The organism is Rheinheimera sp. MMS21-TC3 (assembly GCF_032229285.1).
Classification (GTDB): Bacteria; Pseudomonadota; Gammaproteobacteria; order Enterobacterales; family Alteromonadaceae; genus Alishewanella.
In genome coordinates this window covers 1,181,622-1,200,892 of record NZ_CP135084.1, presented here as the reverse complement: position 1 = coordinate 1,200,892, position 19,271 = coordinate 1,181,622, and the positions used below count along the sequence as shown (strand labels likewise).

Here is a 19,271-nt window from a genome sequence, read left to right as displayed (position 1 = left end):
TTAGCTTAGTGTTTAACTGTTTTATATAATTATTGGAATTTAATACCTATGTCGATTTCAGAGCAACTTTTTGCCCGTGCCCAACGTACTATCCCAGGCGGTGTAAACTCACCAGTTCGTGCATTTAGCAGTGTGGGTGGCACCCCAGTTTTTATCGATCACGCTGATGGCGCTTATATGTTTGATGTCGATGGCAAACGCTATATTGACTATATAGGTTCATGGGGGCCAATGTTACTGGGCCATAACCACCCTGCTATTCGTCAAGCGGTTATTAGCGCAGCTGAAAAAGGCTTAAGTTTTGGTGCGCCTTGCGCAGCAGAAGTAGATATGGCCGAAATGGTCACTAAGCTAGTACCAAGCATGGAAATGGTACGCATGGTTAGCTCAGGCACTGAAGCCACCATGAGTGCTATCCGCTTAGCGCGTGGTTATACCAATCGCAATACTATTGTTAAGTTTGAAGGCTGTTACCATGGCCATGCTGATTCTTTATTAGTAAAAGCTGGCTCTGGTGCATTAACCTTAGGCGTACCAAATTCACCTGGTGTACCTGCTGACTTTGCTAAATACACTTTAACCTGTGAATTTAATAACTTAGAGCAGCTTAAACAAACCTTCGCTAAACATGGTGATGATATTGCTTGTATTATTGTCGAGCCGGTTGCAGGTAACATGAACTGCATTCCTCCAACTGAAGGCTTTTTACAAGGCTTACGCCAACTTTGTGATCAGTATGGTGCTGTGCTTATCTTTGATGAAGTGATGACAGGCTTTAGAGTTGCACTAGGCGGCGCCCAAGCTGTTTATGGCGTAAAACCTGACTTAACCACTTTAGGAAAAATTATCGGTGGTGGTATGCCAGTTGGCGCTTTTGGTGGTAAAAAAGAAATTATGCATCATATAGCACCGCTTGGCCCAGTATATCAGGCGGGTACATTATCGGGTAACCCAATAGCTATGGCTGCCGGATTAGCCTCTTTAACCGAACTGAGTAAGCCTGGAGTCTATGAGGTGTTAACCGAGAAAACTCGCGTACTTGTCAATGGTATTGCTGCCGCGGCTAAAAAACACAATATTGCACTAAGCACTAACCAAGTTGGTGCTATGTTTGGTTTGTTTTTTACCAAAGAAACCCAAGTAACTAACTTTGCCCAAGCTACCCAGTGCGATATTGCTGCCTTTAACCGCTTCTTCCATTTAATGCTGCAACAAGGTGTCTATTTAGCGCCTTCTGCTTATGAGGCTGGCTTTATCTCGTTAGCCCATACTGATGCTGATATAGCTCACACTATAGCCGCTGCAGAGCAAAGCTTCGCAGCACTTTAAGATAACTAGTATTACTCTTAGCTGTTAAATCTATTTTAAGGCCTAGCAATTATACTCTAGGCCTTTTTTCTATTTAAGCGCTAAGCAACAGCTTAATGTTCACAAACTGTCACTACACCCTCTTCAGTAAATGCGGGTAAAAGTACAGCATTAGCGCAATTTTCGCCGACTGGATAGCCCGTTAATACTGAAAAACTTTGCATACTTATATGCTCAGGTACTGCTCTTAAAATGGAATTAACACCTTGTTGGCGAAAGAATCGACTAAAAACAGGCAAAGCACCACTACTTCCGGTAAGGCCAATGGCTTTATTATCATCCTTACCTAACCAAACTGTTACTAACTTAGTTTGATCAAAACCAACAAACCAACTATCACGATAATCGCTTGAAGTACCAGTTTTACCCGCCAAAGTTACATGCGGAAAAGCTCTAGCTAAGGCTTGGGCTGTGCCGGTTTTAGCTGCCTGAATTAACCCATACTGCAACAAATATATTTCTTCTTCGCCATAACGCCGTGTTAGCCTATCTTGACGCTGATATAATATATGGCCTTCATTGTCTGTCACTGCAAGTAAAGTACTTAATTTACGATGCATACCATCATTAGCCAGGGTCTGATACAACTGACTCACTTCCATTGGGCTTAACTCTATAGCCCCCAATAATGCCGCAGGATGCAAGGTAAGATCTCGCCTTAAACCAAGTTTATTTAAGCTTTCACTGATAATTGGCAAACCTAATTGTAATCCTAACCTTACTGTTGGCACATTTAATGAATTAGCTAAAGCTTCGAGTAAAGTTACAGGACCACGAAATTTTTTATCAAAGTTTTGCGGTTGCCAATCTTGATTATTGCTGCGTAATCTAATAGCTGTGTCATCTAGTTTAGTGGCTAAACTATAACGCCCTCGTTGGGCTAAGGCTTCTAAATAGATGACGGGTTTAATTATGCTGCCTATCTGACGCTTGGCATCTAGAGCTCGATTAAAGCCGCTTTCCACTTGGGTACGGCTGCCGACAATAGCAGTAATATCAGCCTGTTGATATTCAGTCACCACAACAGCTGCTTGTAATGCAAGATCATAGTTTTGTAATTCGGCTCTGACCGCTACTTCAGCAGACTCTTGAGCCAAGGTATCTAGATTAGTAAATACTTTAATGCCACTTTGCCGTAATTGCTGTTCTATATTTAATTCTCGTAACTCTTTTTTTACCGCATCAATATAGCTAGCATAACTGGCATTAGATAATTGTGCTCGAGCTATCACTGCCAGCGGTTGCTGTACGGCTTCTTCATATTGTTGTCTATTTAAAAAATGCTGTTCAAACATTAAACGTAATACTAAATCTCTACGCTGTAAAGCACGCTCGGGATGGCGCCTAGGATCAAAATATGAAGGGCCTTTTAAGATACCAATTAATAGCGCTGCCTCACTATGATTTAACTCAGCTAAAGGTTTAGCAAAATAAAATCGGCTGCCTAAACCAACACCATGAATAGCAGTAGCATAATTTTGGCCAACAAAAACTTCATTAAGATAGGCTTCTAAAATCTGATCTTTATTAAAGCGATAATCTAAAATTAAGGCGATAAGGGCTTCATTTGCTTTTCGCCATAAGGTTCGCTCATTGCTTAAGTACATATTTTTAGCAAGTTGTTGTGTTAAGGTTGAGCCACCTTGAACAGTTCGTCCTGCGGTCACATTGACCCAAAGCGCCCGTAATACGGCAAAAGGTGACACGCCGTGATGATGATAAAAATCACGATCTTCCACCAGCAATAAAGTATCTTTAAAAATCTCAGGAACCTGCTCCAAGCGAACCAACTCACGATCTTCTTGATGCGGAGAAACCAAATGCTCAATAAGTTGTGGCTCTAGGCGAGCAAAATTTATTGGCTGCTTTTGCAAGCGTTGCATAATACGATTAATACCACCTCGATTAAACTCAACACTAAATAATTGAGCAGCCTCGTAGCCATCCGTAAAGGTAAAAGGTCGACGGTAGATAGTAATATGATTACGCGAAACACTATATTGGCCAGGCGAGCTAAGCTCTGGGTTACGTTGGTATTGCAAAGCATCTAACTGCTGTTGTAACTGTTGCTGTGTCAGTGCTTTGCCAGGCAATAACTCCATACTGCGGGCATAGATTTGTGCAGGAACCTGCCATTTTTGCCCTGCAAATTTTTTACTTATTTTACTGTCCAAATAAATACAATAAAATACTAAAATCAACACTAATACAGCTAACAATTTAAGTAAAGTTAAAATTAATCGCTTGATATTAAAGCTAAATTTAGTTTTATTTTTAACTTTTGCTTTAGTTTTATTGCTTTTACTACTCATCGCAACATAGCCTTTTTGGTTTTGGTGGTTGGCATAGCTTGGGCTGGCTGTTCAGGCCAAAAGTGTTTGGGATAACGGCCGCGCATTTCTTTGCGCACCTCTTGCCAACTGTTCTGCCAAAAACTCGATAAATCTTGGGTTAATTGTAAAGGTTGTCTTGCTGGTGATAATAATTCTACTGTTATAGGTAAGCTTTGCTGCATTATAGTTGGCGAACTTAGCTGACCATACATTTCTTGCACCCGTATTGAAATTCGTGGCCCGCCTTCGGCTAAATAATCAATTAAAACTTTAGAACCTGTTGGCGTTTGCCAATGGCTCGGTGTCAAACTAGCCAGTTGTTGCTGTTGACTATAAGTTAAGCGTTGCATTAAATATTGGCATAATGGAATTTCTGCTAACTGCTGACGTTTATTAATAGTACTTAACGCATTACCTAACCAGCTAGCTAAATCGGCAAGCAGTGCCGACTCTGTTACTTCTGGCCAGTTATCTTTAGGGTAAAATGCAATAAGTAACTTTTGTCTGGCTATTAACTGCTTTGCAGTTTCTGACCAAGTTAAACAACTTAAACCGTTTTTAGTAATATAATTAAGCCAAGCTTGTTGTTTTTCGGCCGCACTAAAAACCAGTTGTTGTGGTTTAGACGCTAAACGGCAATGACCAAAATTAAGCTGTTGCTCAGCATAAAAATGGCCTTTTACATCGTCCCAGCCGGTTATTATCTGCCAGCTTAACTGATTGCGCCAATCTTGTAACAGTTGCTCTAACTCTATCGCCACTGCATGATAAATAATATTACGCTGACTAAAGAGTTGCAAATGTAACACCACAAGCCAAGGTTGCTGCTGTAAAGCATCATTATCTTTAAGTACAGCCCCTATACCGCTTGCTAACTGATAGCCTTGCCCCCTTCGTTTTGCCAACCTATCAGGGAAGGCTCGTAACAGTAATATGGGCACTAACTCTAACGGTAATTGCGTGACTATTTTACAGCCTAATTGGCGGCTTAACAGCCCAGCTTGTTGCCATTGCTGGGGTAAGCTAGTTTGAACACAAGCCAGTTGCTGATATAAATCGCCCTTAAGAACCCTAGTGTCTTCTAATAAGGCTGCTAACAGACAAGCTAGCCACGCCACTCCCGCTTGGCCTGCTCGTTCTAACTGCTGAGCATGCAATAGCATAACTGCCAATCTTGGCTCTGTTGCCAGCGACTCTGCCGCTTGGCCTAAACTTGTTAGGCGCCCTGCCTTATCTAATAAGCCTAATTGCTGCAATAGTTGCTCGGCTACTTTTATCGTAGCCTTAGGTGGTGCGGTTAACCAGTGTAAGTCGGCTACTTGTGCCCCCCAGCGAGCAACGTCTAGGCGTAAGGGGGTTAAGTCAGCCAGTTCTATTTCTGCCAGATCAAACTGCGCTCGTCGTTGCCACTTTTCAGCGGTATCTATACGATAACAAACACCAGCACTTAATCGCCCAGCCCTACCGCTACGCTGAATAGCGGCAGCTTGACTAATAGCCACAGTTTCTAAAACGGTTATGCCTTGGCGCGGGTCAAAGCGGGCTCGGCGATACAAGCCACTATCTATCACCACAGTAATGCCTTCAATGGTTAGACTAGTTTGGGCTAGGTTGGTGGCTAAGACAATTTTTCTCTGGCCACTTGGCGCTGGGGCAATAGCAGCTTGTTGTTGAGCTAAAGACAGAGTGCCTAACAAAGCATGCACCTGAACATTGGCAGCATACGCTTGTTTCGCATCTTGCTGATTTAAGTGCTGGGATAAATATTGTGCAGCTTGATTAATTTCAGCTTGGCCTGGTAAAAACACTAAAATACTGCCCTGATGCTGCTGTAAAGCAGTAATAGCTAATGCAGCTGCTTGCATAGCAATAGCTGAGCTGTGTGCTGCAACGTATTTAATATCAACAGGGTAGCTGCGCCCTGCGCTTTGCACTACTGCTGCTGCAAGTTGCTGGCTAAGCTTATCTGTGTCGATAGTAGCTGACATTAGTAAAAGTTTAAGTTCCGCTCTTAATTGCTGCACTTCTAAACAAAAAGCTAAGCCTAAATCAGCATGCAATGAACGTTCATGAAATTCATCAAATATTAATAGGTCAACAGTTTCTAATGTTGGATCTTGTTGCAACATGTTAGTTAAGATACCCTCAGTTACAATTAATAATCGGGTATCAACACTGGTTTTACTTTCATGCCGGATCTTATAACCAACAGTTTTACCAACTGGCTCACCTAATTGGCCAGCAATATAATTAGCAATAGTTTTTACCGCTAAGCGTCGTGGCTCAAGCATCACTATTTTTTTGGTAATGTAATCGGGATGCTGCAATAACTGTAGAGGTAAATAGGTAGACTTACCGGCACCTGGAGGGGCAGACAACAACACTCTATTGTGTTGTTGTAATTTTTCGCACAATGTTAAAAAAATGTCAGCAACGGGCAGCACAGCTAAACCTTAAGATTATTTTAGCTGTGCAGTTTACCTTGTTTTACGCTTAAAATCAGGCTTCTGACTGTAAGGTTGCGCTAATAGTACGGATCCCCATGCCTGTCGCACCAGCAGACCAGTAACTATTGCTACTACTGTTAAATGCTGCTGCTAAATCAAAATGCAACCAACCTTTACCATCTTCATTAACAAAGCGGCTTAAAAAGGCAGCTGCGTTAATAGCACCACCGGCGCCACCACCTTTAACAGCACGGCTATTAGCAGTATCGGCATAAGGTGAAGGACATTGCTGCTGATGCCATTTTTGCAGCGGTAATTGCCAGGTTAACTCATGCTCTTGCTCAGCAAGCGCTAAAGCTTTTTGCGCTAACGGCTGATCCAATGAAAATAAAGCATTATATTCACTGCCCAAGGCCATTATGGCAGCACCTGTTAAGGTAGCGGCATCAATAATTAGCTTAGCGCCACTTTCGGTTGCGCACATTAAGCCATCTGCCAGCACTAAACGCCCTTCGGCATCGGTATTTAATATTTCAACAGTAGTGCCATTTTTATAGGTAATAATATCGCCTAATTTGTAAGCATTACCGCTAATTAAGTTTTCAGCACAGCACAATACCAATCGAACCCGTTTGTTTAAACCTTGCAAAATAGCTAAGGCTAATGCTGCTGTAACTGTAGCAGCACCACCCATGTCACACTTCATGGTTGCCATGCCTTCGCTGGCTTTAATGGAATAGCCTCCACTATCAAAAGTGATACCCTTACCCACCAAAGCTGCCGCTGTTTCAGCGTTACTGTCACCTGTTGGATTAAAGTCCAAAATTAACATTGCTGGAGGACGAGAACTACCACGACCTACCGCATGCAAGCCTTGCCACCCATTAGCCAATAACTGCTCACCTTGTAATATTTGGCTCGTCACTGTACCTTTTTTAGCTATAGATTCAATAAAATTAACAGCTTGCTGAGCTAAGATAACAGGCGCTAAGTTTTCTGGTGTATCATTAACGATTTGTTTAGCCCAACTAAAACATTTGGCTAGATGTTCTAAATGTTGCTTGGTCGTATCATCGCCAGTAAAGCTAACCCCACCGAGTTTTTTAGCAGTACAAAATCCTTGATAAAACACCCACTGTAACTCTAAAGTCCAGTCTGAACCAACCAGCTGCACTTGACGTAACCCCATATTCTCTAGGCTTCTAGCAACCTTCTGTACCGTTCTTTGTTGTTCGGTATTAGTCAAATGGATTTGAAAACCCTTAGCAACAGGACTAAATAATGCTTTGCCCCATTTGGCTTCAACTGCATCTAATTGCAGACTGATTTCAATTATATCTGTCATATGTGCTGTATCCTCTTGTCTGATGTTGGCAATAAAAATGGGGCTTAGTGTAGCATAGCAATAAAATAACTACTGAATATAGCGAATAAAAGCTTAGTAAACGCAACTAAATAACGACTAAACAACCATTTATTAACCAAACGTTAGGAATAAAGGATGACGAACTATAAGATCGAATGTATACTGCGGCGCTTTTAAGATCTGATTGCGATAATAGCGATTTTCTGCTATCAATAGCCGCCATATTTTTTGCTTGGCATTATACAGGAGATGATCATGCCAGAGGGCAAGACTACTAAAACCCTGGGCTTATTAGCCCTAGCAGGCGTAGCGCCTTACCAAGAAGCTGTTGGGGAAGAATATATGAACCCTAAACAGTTAGAGCATTTTCGACGTATTCTTGATGCTTGGCGTCAACAATTACGTGAAGAAGTAGATCGCACGAAAAACCATATGGCCGATGAAGCCGCAAACTTTCCAGACCCAGTGGACCGTGCAGCTCAGGAAGAGGAGTTTAGTTTAGAATTACGAGCACGAGATCGTGAGCGTAAGCTTCTAAAGAAAATTGAAAAGACATTACAACAAATCGAAGATGATGATTTTGGTTTCTGCGATACCTGCGGAATTGAAATTGGCATTAAACGATTAGAAGCCCGCCCAACGGCGGATATGTGTATCGATTGTAAAACCTTAGCTGAAATCAAGGAAAAACAGCTAGGCGGATAACAATGCCCATTGTTCCTGTCTATACTGGCCGGTTTGCACCTTCGCCTTCCGGCCCTCTTCATTTTGGCTCTTTAATTGCGGCCATAAGTAGCTACTTACAAGCAAAAAGTCAGCAAGGTAATTGGCTGTTACGTATCGAGGATATCGATAGTCCTCGCACAGTCCCAGGTGCAGCTGATAGCATTATGCGCACACTTGAGCTATTTGGTTTGTATTGGCATGGCCCAGTTATTTATCAAAGCCAACGTTTAGAGCGTTACCAAGACATTTTCAATCAATTAAAGCAGCAAAACTTAATCTATGGCTGCCAATGCAGTCGTAAACAAATTGCTGAGCAAGGCGGTACTTATCAAGGGCAGTGCGCAAGTCTGGGTTTAACAACAGGCCGCTTAGCTTGGCGTTTACGCGCCAATGCTAAAGAGAACTTTACCGATTTAGTCTTTGGTGAGCAAACTATCAGCGCAGAAATTGCGGCGGAAGATTATATTATTAAACGCAGGGATGGGTTATTTTCTTATCAACTAGCTGTGGTGGTTGATGATTGGGATCAAGGCGTCACTGAAGTTATCCGAGGCGCAGATTTGTTGGAGATGACACCAAGACAACAAGCTTTATTTCAATTGTTACAAGCTGCTGCACCGCAATATGGTCATATCCCTTTAGCCGTTTCAGCACCTAATATGAAATTAAGCAAACAAAACCATGCTACCGATATTAGAAACTGGCCAGTTGCCCATACCTTAGCTAAAGTATTGCAGTTTCTTGGCCACCCTATCCCACTTGAACTTAAGGCAGCACCCGCCACGGAGTTGTTAAGTTGGGCTATTAAAAACTGGCAAATAGCCAAAGTGAGCCGACAATATGAGATATTACATACTGAATTTCTCTGATCGCCTTCAGTTTCATTCTTTTTTACTGCTAGCTGCGGTATTATTAGCAAGTTAACATTATCCTTGCTAGCTTACTTTTCAGGAGAACTATCATTATTTCGCGTGTGTTAAATTTTTGTCGCCGTACACTTGCCGGCAAACAAACCACTAAACAGATTGCTCAGCCTAAAGAGCAGGCATCTTCTGAGCAAGCAATAAAAGCAAAAACAGGGCGACAAGTTGCTGGCGCCAGCGCTTTAGCTAATGTAAAGCGCTTTAGCCGTGATCAGCATTCAATTTCACGCAAGCAAATAAGTCCAAATGCTTTAAAAGTACTGTACCGTTTAAAAGATGCCGGCTATGACGCTTATTTAGTCGGTGGCTGTATCAGAGACTTGCTCCTTGGCCAACAACCTAAAGATTTTGATATCGCTACCAATGCTCATCCCGAGCAAATAAAGCAAGTGTTTCGTAACTGCCGATTAATAGGTCGGCGTTTTAGGTTGGCTCATATTATGTTTGGCCGTGAAATAATCGAAGTCGCCACTTTTCGTGGTCATCACAGCGGTGCTGACGATGAAGAAGAAGTCGCGCCTAAACATAAAACAGCTAGCTTAAGCGACAAAGGACAAATTTTACGCGATAACGTTTACGGTAGCATTGAAGAAGATGCTGAGCGCCGTGACTTTACAATTAATTCTCTGTATTACTCTGTTAATGATTTTGCTGTTTATGATTTTGCCAATGGCGTAGAAGCCATTAAACAACGGAAAATAGAGCTAATTGGTGATCCTGAGACCCGCTACCGGGAAGACCCCGTGCGAATTTTACGAGCTATCCGCTTTGCCACTAAGTTAAATATGCATATAGCTCCAGATACTGCTGCTCCGATTTCACAGTTAGCGGTAATGTTAAAAGAAGTGCCCGCACCTCGTTTATTTGATGAACTGGTTAAAATGTTTTTGGCAGGCAAAGCCTTTGACAACTTTATGCTAATGCGCGAAATGCGGGTATTAAGGCAGCTATTACCCCTATTAGATAAGGCTCTTAATCAAGAGCCTGAAGGCAAAGCTTTCTTATTGGCCACTAAAGCCTTACAAAGCACTGATGCTCGTATTGCAGAAAACAAGCCTGTGACACCCGCTTTTATTTTTGCAGCCTTGCTGTGGTACCCCATTGAAATTCGCAGCCAAACCTTAATGATAGACAGCGGCTTAAATGAACTGGATGCGCTAAATATTGCTATGACCGATATTTTAGCTGAGGTACAACGTACTATTGCCATCCCTAAGCGTTTTAGTTTAACTATGCGTGATATTTGGCTATTACAGCATCGCTTAACTAAGCGTGCTGGTCGCCGTGCCTATAAATTACTAGAGCATCCCAAGTTTCGGGCCGGCTTTGACTTTTTACAACTACGAGCCCAAGCCGAAGCCGGCGAGTTGACCGAACTTTCGTTATGGTGGGAACGGTTTCAATTTGCTAATGAAGGCGAAAAGAATATTTTATTACAACAACTTGGTAAAACAGGCAGTAATAAAAAGCCAGCGCGGCGTAAAAACTACAAACGTAAGCCAACTGCAGAGAAATAATTATGGTGCGTTGTTTTATTGGCTTAGGTGCTAATTTAGCCCAACCTATTACTCAGCTGCAGCAAGCCTTAGTTGCGATTAAGGCTTTACCTAACACTAAACTGGTAGCTGCTTCATCCTTTTATGGCTCTAAGCCAATGGGACCACAAGATCAACCTGATTATGTTAATGCTGTGGTGGCTGTGGACACTACTTTAACTCCACTTGACTTATTGAACCGCTTACAACAGATTGAACAGCAACAGGGCAGACAACGTAAAGCAGATCGCTGGGGGCCAAGAACTCTAGACTTAGATATTTTACTCTATGGTCAAGACATTCTTAATTCCGAACGCTTAACCATACCGCATTACGGCTTAAGCCAACGTGAATTTGTTTTATATCCGTTAGCTGAAATAGCCCCTGAACTAATATTGCCCAACGGCACTGTATTACAAGATTTACTGACGCAAGTCCCTAAAAATGGCTTGTGTATACTTTGCAATAGTTGCAGCTAGCTTATGCAATAGTTGCAGCTACCTTAGGTTTGTGCGATCTTGCGCAACCTGCGTAACAAGTAAGACGAGATTATAATGGCCAAAATCAATACTGCTGTATTGCAGAAAATGAAGCAGCAAGCTGAAAAAATTACTATGCTTACAGCCTATGATGCCAGCTTTGCTAAATTATTTGCCGAACAAGGCGTAGAAATTTTATTAGTCGGTGACTCTTTAGGTATGGTTTTACAAGGTCATAACGATACTTTACCCGTTACCATTGATGATATTGCTTACCATACCCGCGCTGTACGTGCTGGAGCACCTGCTGCCTTTGTTATAGCTGATATGCCTTTTATGAGTTACGGCACGCTGGAACAAACCTTACAAAGTGTTGTACCTCTGATGCAAGCGGGCGCTAATATGGTTAAAGTTGAAGGCGGCGACTTTTTAATTCCTACCATTAAAGCCTTAACCGAGCGCGGTGTCCCTGTGTGTGGTCACCTTGGTTTAACACCACAATCTGTTCATGTTTTTGGTGGTTTTAAAGTACAAGGTAAAAGTAACGAGCAAGCTGATGCTATTGTTGCTCAAGCTCTTGCCTTACAAGCTGCGGGGATTCAGTTGCTAGTGGTAGAATGCATCCCCACAACTTTGGCTAAACGTATTACCGACGCCTTAACTATTCCCGTTATTGGTATAGGTGCCGGTAATGTGACAGATGGTCAAGTCTTGGTTATGCACGATATTTTAGGCATAAGCAGCGGCTACATTCCAAAATTCTCTAAAAACTACCTACAACAAACCGGCGAAATCCGCAATGCCATAAGCACCTTTGTAAGTGAAGTAAAAACAGGTATTTTCCCTTCTGCCGAGCACAGTTTTAACTCATGATGAAATTATTAACTACCAACACAGAACTGCGTGAACAAATTGCCCAGTGGCGCCGTAATGATGAACGCATTGCTTTTGTCCCCACTATGGGCAACCTGCATAATGGCCATTTTCGTTTAGTCGACGTAGCCAAGCAAAAAGCCGATCGAGTTATTGTTAGTATCTTTGTTAACCCAATGCAGTTTGGTAAAAATGAAGATCTAGATAAATATCCACGCACTTTAAAAGCTGATTGTAACGGCTTAACTGCACATGGCGCTGATGCGGTATTTACACCCACACCTGATATGATGTACCCGCGAGGCTTAGATGTGCAAAGCTATGTTGAAGTCCCCCTACTTGGTGACTTACACTGTGGTGCTAGTCGAGCCGGCCATTTTCGTGGTGTCTCTACTATAGTCTGTAAACTGTTTAATTTAGTACAACCTGATATAGCTTGTTTTGGCATGAAAGATTACCAACAAGTTGCCATTATTCGCCAAATGGTTAATGACTTATCTTTGCCTATTAAAATTATCGGTGTGGCAACAGAGCGTGCTGATGATGGTTTAGCGCTTAGCTCACGTAATGGCTATTTAACCAAAGAGCAACGCGCTATTGCCCCTAAGTTATATCAAGTGCTGCAGCAACTGCGAAATACTATTATTGCTGGAAATCACGATTACCGCTCCTTAGAGCAGCAAACTAGGTTGCAGCTTAATGCCATGGGCTTTACCGCCGATTATATTAATATTGCCAATCGACAAGATTTATCCCTAGCTTGCAGCCCTGAGCAAGACAAAGTTATCTTAGCTGCTGTCTTGCTTGGTAAGACAAGGCTAATTGACAATATTGAGATTTAAACGCTAAAGCTAGCAATATTATTCTGAAAAAGATTAATACTCAAAAGCTTTAACCATTGGTTAAAGCTTTTTTATTTAAAGACTACAAATATAGAGCAGCTGATAAAAGTGTTTTTATACAACTAGCTACTGTTTAAGTGTTGCGACAAACTGCTCTGATTGCTCTATGGCAGTATTCATCTCGGTAATTAAACGATTTATGTCACGCTGAACAGAACTAAACTCGCCTTGCAAAGCACCTATCGCTTTGGCATTTAAATTATGTTTTAAATATAACGTATTGTCTTTTAATGAAGCCAGCACTGGCTGCATACTTTTTTCTGCGCGGCGCATAGTTTTAAGTAAGCTAGTATATTGACGCTTAGTACTATCTAGCTTTTTAGCACTATCTTGTTTCAATTTAGCACTAGTATACTGCTCTAGCTCATCTTGCCACTCATCAAACAATGCATCCGCTACCGCTTCGATACTGTTAATCCGTTTACTGACATCTTCTGCTGCTTTACTACTAGCTTGGTACTCACTCTCTGTGGCTGCATATGCTCGCTGTAAGTCGCCACCATCAAACTGGATTAGCTGACTAAACTGCTCCAGCGCTGATTTAAATTGTTCTTGAGCCTCTTTCTGCGACTGCTGTGCATCTTCAACGCGATCTGACAAAATGTCACGCTTATGCACTCCTACCTTTTCCATAGCAGAATAATAAGCACTTTGGCAGGCAGTTATGCTGAAGAGTAAAGGCAGTATAATCAACAAATAACGCATAAAAGCTTCCTTTGTTATTAGAGACACTCTTGGCAAATAATAGCGGTTAAATTGTCACAGAACAAACTGAGTAATTAAACTAGCTACTTTTTAGCCAGTTGTAATAACTTAGGATAAAAATCTTTATCCTGCTGAGCAATTTGATCTTGCTCGACTAAAATATCATGCAAAATTTGTTTAGTTGTTAACGGATTGGCTAAAACAACTCTAAACACTATTGTTTCTTGGCGCTGGTATTTAGCCGGCATTAACCGAGTACGTGATACAAAAGACTTACCTTCTTCACGCTGGCGTTTTTGAATAAACTTAGTTAAGCCATTTAATAACTCATTAAAACGTTGCTGTTGCTCTGGGCTAGCTAAGGTCATAGCTTTTTGTACCTGAGCCGGCACATAGCGATAAGTTAGCAAACAAAGTTCTGGCTCGGTAATTAGCTCAAAATCAATATTGTGGCTAATTAAAGTTGCAAAATATCGCGCTTTTTCAATGCTACTGTTAATCAGGATTTCATAACCGTCTCGGCCAATAATTTGCAAGCAAGCATGAACCAGCATTGCCATTCCAGGCCTTGAACCTTCAAGAGTTTGGCTGCCTAGATCTTTAGAACCTTTACGCAGAATATACTCAGCATGATGCGCTATAGCATGGGCATCTGCAGGGTGCTTAAATACCACCATACCCGCCCCCATAGGCACATACATTTGCTTATGGGCATCTATTGTTACTGAGTCAGCCCGCTCAATACCAGCTAATAAGTGCTTATATTTTTCAGAAAGCAAAGTGGCACCGCCCCAAGCTGCATCAACATGAAAATGGCATTGATACTGCTGGGCTAAATCTGCTAATTGATGCAAGGGATCTATGTTACCTGTTTCAGTAGTCCCCGCCACGCCCACTACAGCCATTACCCGTATATTACGCGCCGTTAAATCTGCCATGGTTGCAGCAAGTTCAGCCACATCAACTTTATTGTTAGCATCGGTTTTAATTGCAATTAGCCCATCACGGCCAATTCCCAAAATATCCGCAGCTTTACCTAATGAGTAATGGCCTCGCTCAGAGACTAAAATTGCTAAGCCTTGATAGTTATAATGCTGCATAGCACGAAATAAACCTTCTCTTGCTATGCCGCGAAAATCGCCATCGGCTTTAAGTAAGCGGTTACGCGCTATCCACAAAGCAGTAATATTGGCAATAGTGCCGCCCGAGCAAAATGCCCCTAACGAATGGTTGGCACTGTGCATCCACTTTTTATAAAAGCTATCGGCATCGCCATACACTAAATGATGCACCATACCTAAGACTTGCCGCTCCATAGGCGTAAAGGCTTTAGATGTTTCAATTTTAACTAAATTTTGATTTAGTCCTACCATCATTTTTGATAATGGCAGCACAAAATAAGGTAACGCCGAGGTCATATGACCAATAAAACTAGGCGAAGCAGTATGTACAGAGTGTGCTACTAGTTTTCGCATCAACTGTTCAGTGTAATCCGATACAAATTCTGGCATAGCTGGAATTTGATGATCTTGAAAGTCACGCTCAATCTGCCATAACGGCTTTTCTAATGCGACAATACTATTACGCAAAAAACCAGCTAAGTTTTGCGACAGATTTTGCTCAATAATACTTAAAGTAGAATCAGCCGCTTCAGGTACGGTAAAAATACGCAAAAGCGATTCTTCAGATGCTGTTGCCTGCCGCTGTATTGGTTTTGTCATGCTTGTAGTACCACGCTACACACTGGAGTAATAACTGCCCAGCTGATTATAAAAGTCGCTCACTTTACTGCAACTACAAATAAAAGTCTGCAAAAAATCAGCTAAAAAATTTGCTGCTATGCTGTATTAATTTAACTACGCAGGCCTATACCGCGATTAATTAAATATAAAGCGAAACTAAACATCACCACAATAAAGCTACAGACAACACTTAATGCTACAGTCAGGCTGACATCAGATATACCTAAAAAGCCATAGCGAAACGCATTTACCATATAAACAACTGGATTTAATATCGCCACTTTTTGCCAAAATTCAGGTAGCAAGGTTAAAGAGTAAAATACGCCGCCCAAATAAGTTAAAGGCGTTAACACAAACGTAGGTATGATACTTATATCATCAAAGCTTTTGGCATAAACAGCATTAATTAAGCCCCCTAAAGCAAACAACATGGAAGTTAACATTACCGTAACAATAATTACTGCAATATTATGCACTTGGATCGTAACAAAGAATAACGACAATAAAGTAACAATTAAGCCCACTAACATGCCCCTAGCCATGCCACCACCTATATACCCCAAGACAATAATATAATTAGGTACAGGTGCGACTAATAGCTCTTCTACATTGCGTTGAAATTTAGCGCTAAAAAAAGATGAGGCGACATTAGAATATGAACTGGTAATCACCGACATCATAATAAGGCCAGGTACAATAAAGGCCATATAACTAAAGCCGCCCATTTCACCAATCCGCGAACCAATTAAATTACCAAAAATAACAAAGTATAACGCCATGGTAATAGCTGGTGGCACTAAAGTTTGCACCCAAATCCGTAAAAAACGATTAGTTTCTTTGGTTAAAATACTTTTTAATGCCACCCAATAACTAGACTTGATCATTCCTCACTCCCACGACCGGTTTCAACTAAGCTAACAAATAATTCTTCTAATCGGTTAGCTTTATTACGCATCGATAATACTGTTACTTGTTGTTGAGATAGCTGGTTAAAAATGGCATTTAAGCCTTGCTGCTTTTCTATATCTACTTCAATACTGTGATCATCAAGTGCTCGCCAGCTAACATTATCCAGCTGAATTTGCGCGGGATTTATTGCTAAGTCTAAAATAAAGGTTTCTCGTGTTAGCTTAGCTAGCAAGCTTTTCATCGAGGTATTTTCTATAATTTTCCCATGATCTATTATGGCAATATTACGACATAAACTTTCGGCTTCTTCTAAATAGTGGGTGGTTAAAATAATAGTGACACCTTGCTTATTAATTTGCCGCAAAAAATCCCACATAGAACGACGTAGCTCAATATCAACACCGGCTGTAGGCTCATCTAGAATTAACAACTTAGGCTCATGCATCAGTGCTCGGGCTATCATTAAGCGTCGTTTCATGCCACCAGAAAGCTCACGTGATCGGGCAAAGCGTTTATCCCATAAACCTAATTGACCTAGATATTTTTCAGCGCGCTGTAAAGCAACTTTACGCGGTACGCCATAATAACCGGCTTGATTAACCACTACTTGCAAAACAGTTTCAAACTGATTGAAATTAAACTCTTGCGGCACTAAGCCAAGATGCTGCTTGGCTTGCTCTAGCTCGTTATCAAGATCATGACCAAAAACTTTTACGCTACCTTGGGTTTTATTTACTAAGGAGCTAATAATACCAATACAGGTACTTTTACCCGCACCATTAGGTCCAAGCAAAGCAAAAAACTCGCCTTGTTGAACTTGTAAATTAATACCTTTAAGTGCAACAGTACCGCTTTTATATACTTTATGAAGTTGCTGAATATCTAACGCTAAGCTCAACGCTGCTCTCCTATTTATTAATCGTGCCACTATAACCCCAACGGGCTAGTAGCTGATGCGGTAATTGCAAATGGTCTAAAATTCTTGCCACCATAAAATCAACTAAGTCGCTAATAGATGTTGGCTGATGATAAAAGCCTGGCGCAGCCGGCATAATAGTCACACCCAATTGAGCTAACTTAAGTAAGTTTTCTAAATGCAGTGCACTCATTGGGCTTTCCCTAGGTACCAAAATAAGCTTACCGCCTTCTTTAATCACAACATCTGCTGCGCGCTCAATTAAATTATCACTCATACCATGAGCAATAGCCGCTGCTGTACCTGTAGAGCAAGGGCAGACTACCATAACTCGTGGCGCTGCTGAACCTGATGCTACTGGTGAAAACCAATCATCCTTGCCATAAACAGTAATTTGATTGGCTTCACAGCCAAATATTTCAACCAATTGTGCTGTACATTTTTCCGCAGAACCTGCCAGTTTAATATTATTTTCTGTCGCAAAGACGACGCGAGCCGCACTTGAGACTAATAGATGAACTTTAATTCCTTGGTTTACTAAGAGTTCTAACAAGCGCCAGCCATAAACTGCGCCTGAGGCGCCTGTAAAAGCTAAAGTAATTTCGGTTAAAGGACTATTTAATACGTTTTTAATCATGACCTTTCCACTTGTTGTGTAACGCCTTAATAAGCTTATCGTGAATACTAGCAAAACTACCGTTACTCATAATGACAATAGTATCATTAGGCTGAGCTTGTTCGGTTAAAACTCGCACTAAATACTCAATATCGTGCGATAAAGTCGCTTTAGGTGCTAAAGCTTGGTGTAAAGTGTGTAATGAGCCCTTAGCATTTTGCTCTTCATATAAATAAACATAATCCGCTAAGGCCAGTGCAGCAGGTAAAGTAGCTTCATGCACCCCCATTCTCATAGTATTAGATCTTGGCTCTAACACAGCAATCACCCGACCTAATTTAGCCTGAGCACGGGCTCCCTGTAAGGTGGTATTAATTGCCGTAGGATGGTGAGCAAAATCATCGTAAACTTTAATTTTGTTAATCTCTGCTTTTAATTCCATCCGTCTTTTGGGAGCAATAAACTCTGCTAAAGCCTCTATAGCTATATTAATCGGTACCCCAACATGACGGGCTGCTGCAATAGCCATAATGCCATTTTCCACATTATGTTGGCCACTTAAGCCCCAGTGCAAAGTACCTAAAGCTTGCTGTTGATATAACACGGTAAAAGCACTGCCATCGGCATTAAGCAACTCTGCTTGCCAATCACTACCATAGCTTTGCCGTTCACTCCAACAGCCCATGTCTAAGGTTTGCTTAACTGCAACAGTATCTTCTGGAGATAACACTAAGCCATTGCTTGGCACCATACGTAATAAGTGATGAAATTGACGTTGAATTGCCGCTAGATCTGGAAAAATATCCGCATGGTCATATTCCAGATTATTAATGACTAAAGTACGGGGCCGATAATGAACAAACTTAGAACGCTTATCAAAAAATGCCGTATCATATTCATCAGCTTCAATTACAAAAAATGGTGATTCGCCTAAACGTGCTGAACAATCAAAGTTTTGCGGAATACCACCAATTAAAAATCCAGGCTTCAAGCCAGCATAATCTAAAATCCAAGCCAACATAGTGCTAGTTGTGGTTTTACCATGAGTACCAGACACAGCTAATACCCAACGGTCATGTAAAACTTGCTCAGCTAACCACTGTGGGCCTGAGGTATAGCGTAACTGGCTATTTAGCACATATTCAACAGCTGGGTTGCCCCGTGATAAGGCATTACCAATTATTACTAAGTCTGGCGCCGGATCCAGTTGCGCCGGATCGTAACCTTGGGTTAAATTTATTCCTAATTCAGCTAACTGAGTGCTCATTGGTGGGTAGACATTGGTGTCTGCCCCCGTTACTTTATGACCAAGTGACTTAGCAATTGCTGCAATACCGCCCATAAAAGTGCCACAAATACCAAGAATATGAATATGCATAGTTTTCCCTGCGCTTAATTTGCTTTTTTTTACAGCAATTACCAACAAAATCG

16 protein-coding genes are annotated in these 19,271 nt (G+C 41.5%); 7 read left to right on the top strand and 9 right to left on the bottom strand.

Translation table 11 applies throughout. The features are described 5' to 3' along the window. The first annotated feature begins 48 nt into the window (after positions 1-48). Complete coding sequence (hemL, locus tag RDV63_RS06055) at positions 49-1,329, top strand: glutamate-1-semialdehyde 2,1-aminomutase (protein ID WP_313908612.1); 1,281 nt, start codon at positions 49-51, stop codon at positions 1,327-1,329. Positions 1,330-1,421: 92 nt separating this feature from the next. On the opposite strand, the gene mrcB is transcribed toward hemL, so the two are convergent. The 3 genes from mrcB to pepB are packed head-to-tail and all read right to left on the bottom strand — an operon-like array spanning position 1,422 to position 7,493. Beyond that, a complete protein-coding gene (gene mrcB, locus RDV63_RS06050) occupies positions 1,422-3,680 on the bottom strand; it encodes a penicillin-binding protein 1B (protein ID WP_313908611.1) in 2,259 nt (752 codons plus the stop codon). Further along, entirely contained in the window at positions 3,677-6,145 is a 2,469-nt protein-coding gene (hrpB, locus tag RDV63_RS06045) for an ATP-dependent helicase HrpB (protein ID WP_313908610.1), read from the bottom strand. Before hrpB ends, mrcB begins: the two co-directional genes overlap by 4 nt. Positions 6,146-6,200: 55 nt before the next feature. Beyond that, entirely contained in the window at positions 6,201-7,493 is a 1,293-nt protein-coding gene (gene pepB / locus RDV63_RS06040) for an aminopeptidase PepB (protein WP_313908609.1), read from the bottom strand. Positions 7,494-7,769: 276 nt separating this feature from the next. Between pepB and dksA the strand changes: the two genes are divergently transcribed. From dksA to panC, 6 genes are all read left to right on the top strand, one after another. Next, the gene (gene dksA / locus RDV63_RS06035) at positions 7,770-8,219 is read left to right on the top strand and encodes an RNA polymerase-binding protein DksA (RefSeq protein WP_313908608.1); all 450 of its coding nucleotides are present in this window, start codon (positions 7,770-7,772) and stop codon (positions 8,217-8,219) included. Positions 8,220-8,221: 2 nt separating this feature from the next. Then, positions 8,222-9,109, top strand: coding sequence for a tRNA glutamyl-Q(34) synthetase GluQRS (gene gluQRS, locus RDV63_RS06030; RefSeq protein WP_313908607.1), 888 nt, complete (start codon positions 8,222-8,224; stop codon positions 9,107-9,109). Positions 9,110-9,213: 104 nt separating this feature from the next. Further along, positions 9,214-10,680 (top strand): polynucleotide adenylyltransferase PcnB, encoded by a 1,467-nt coding sequence (gene pcnB / locus RDV63_RS06025; RefSeq protein WP_313908606.1) that lies wholly within the window; start codon positions 9,214-9,216, stop codon positions 10,678-10,680. Between the two features lie 2 nt (positions 10,681-10,682). Continuing rightward, positions 10,683-11,177, top strand: a complete 495-nt coding sequence (folK, locus tag RDV63_RS06020; RefSeq protein WP_313908605.1) for a 2-amino-4-hydroxy-6-hydroxymethyldihydropteridine diphosphokinase — start codon at positions 10,683-10,685, stop codon at positions 11,175-11,177. A gap of 75 nt (positions 11,178-11,252) precedes the next feature. After that, positions 11,253-12,050, top strand: a complete 798-nt coding sequence (panB, locus tag RDV63_RS06015; protein WP_313908604.1) for a 3-methyl-2-oxobutanoate hydroxymethyltransferase — start codon at positions 11,253-11,255, stop codon at positions 12,048-12,050. Next, a complete protein-coding gene (panC, locus tag RDV63_RS06010; protein WP_313910387.1) occupies positions 12,050-12,892 on the top strand; it encodes a pantoate--beta-alanine ligase in 843 nt (280 codons plus the stop codon). The genes panB and panC overlap by 1 nt, the downstream gene beginning before the upstream one ends. Before the next feature lie 126 nt (positions 12,893-13,018). Here panC and RDV63_RS06005 read toward each other — a convergent pair whose 3' ends face one another. The 6 genes from RDV63_RS06005 to mpl all read right to left on the bottom strand — a co-directional run bounded on the left by RDV63_RS06005 (position 13,019) and on the right by mpl (position 19,218). Continuing rightward, complete coding sequence (locus RDV63_RS06005; RefSeq protein ID WP_313908603.1) at positions 13,019-13,657, bottom strand: DUF2959 domain-containing protein; 639 nt, start codon at positions 13,655-13,657, stop codon at positions 13,019-13,021. A gap of 83 nt (positions 13,658-13,740) precedes the next feature. After that, positions 13,741-15,378, bottom strand: a complete 1,638-nt coding sequence (gene panP / locus RDV63_RS06000; protein ID WP_313908602.1) for a pyridoxal-dependent aspartate 1-decarboxylase PanP — start codon at positions 15,376-15,378, stop codon at positions 13,741-13,743. A gap of 131 nt (positions 15,379-15,509) precedes the next feature. Further along, positions 15,510-16,283, bottom strand: coding sequence for an ABC transporter permease (locus RDV63_RS05995; protein WP_313908601.1), 774 nt, complete (start codon positions 16,281-16,283; stop codon positions 15,510-15,512). Continuing rightward, positions 16,280-17,206: an ABC transporter ATP-binding protein gene (locus tag RDV63_RS05990; protein WP_313908600.1), complete on the bottom strand. Its 927-nt coding sequence runs from the start codon at positions 17,204-17,206 to the stop codon at positions 16,280-16,282. The genes RDV63_RS05995 and RDV63_RS05990 overlap by 4 nt, the downstream gene beginning before the upstream one ends. A 10-nt stretch (positions 17,207-17,216) precedes the next feature. Further along, positions 17,217-17,861, bottom strand: coding sequence for a flavin prenyltransferase UbiX (locus RDV63_RS05985; protein ID WP_313908599.1), 645 nt, complete (start codon positions 17,859-17,861; stop codon positions 17,217-17,219). Next, complete coding sequence (gene mpl, locus RDV63_RS05980) at positions 17,854-19,218, bottom strand: UDP-N-acetylmuramate:L-alanyl-gamma-D-glutamyl-meso-diaminopimelate ligase (protein WP_313908598.1); 1,365 nt, start codon at positions 19,216-19,218, stop codon at positions 17,854-17,856. The genes RDV63_RS05985 and mpl overlap by 8 nt, the downstream gene beginning before the upstream one ends. Between the last annotated feature and the right edge of the window lie 53 nt (positions 19,219-19,271).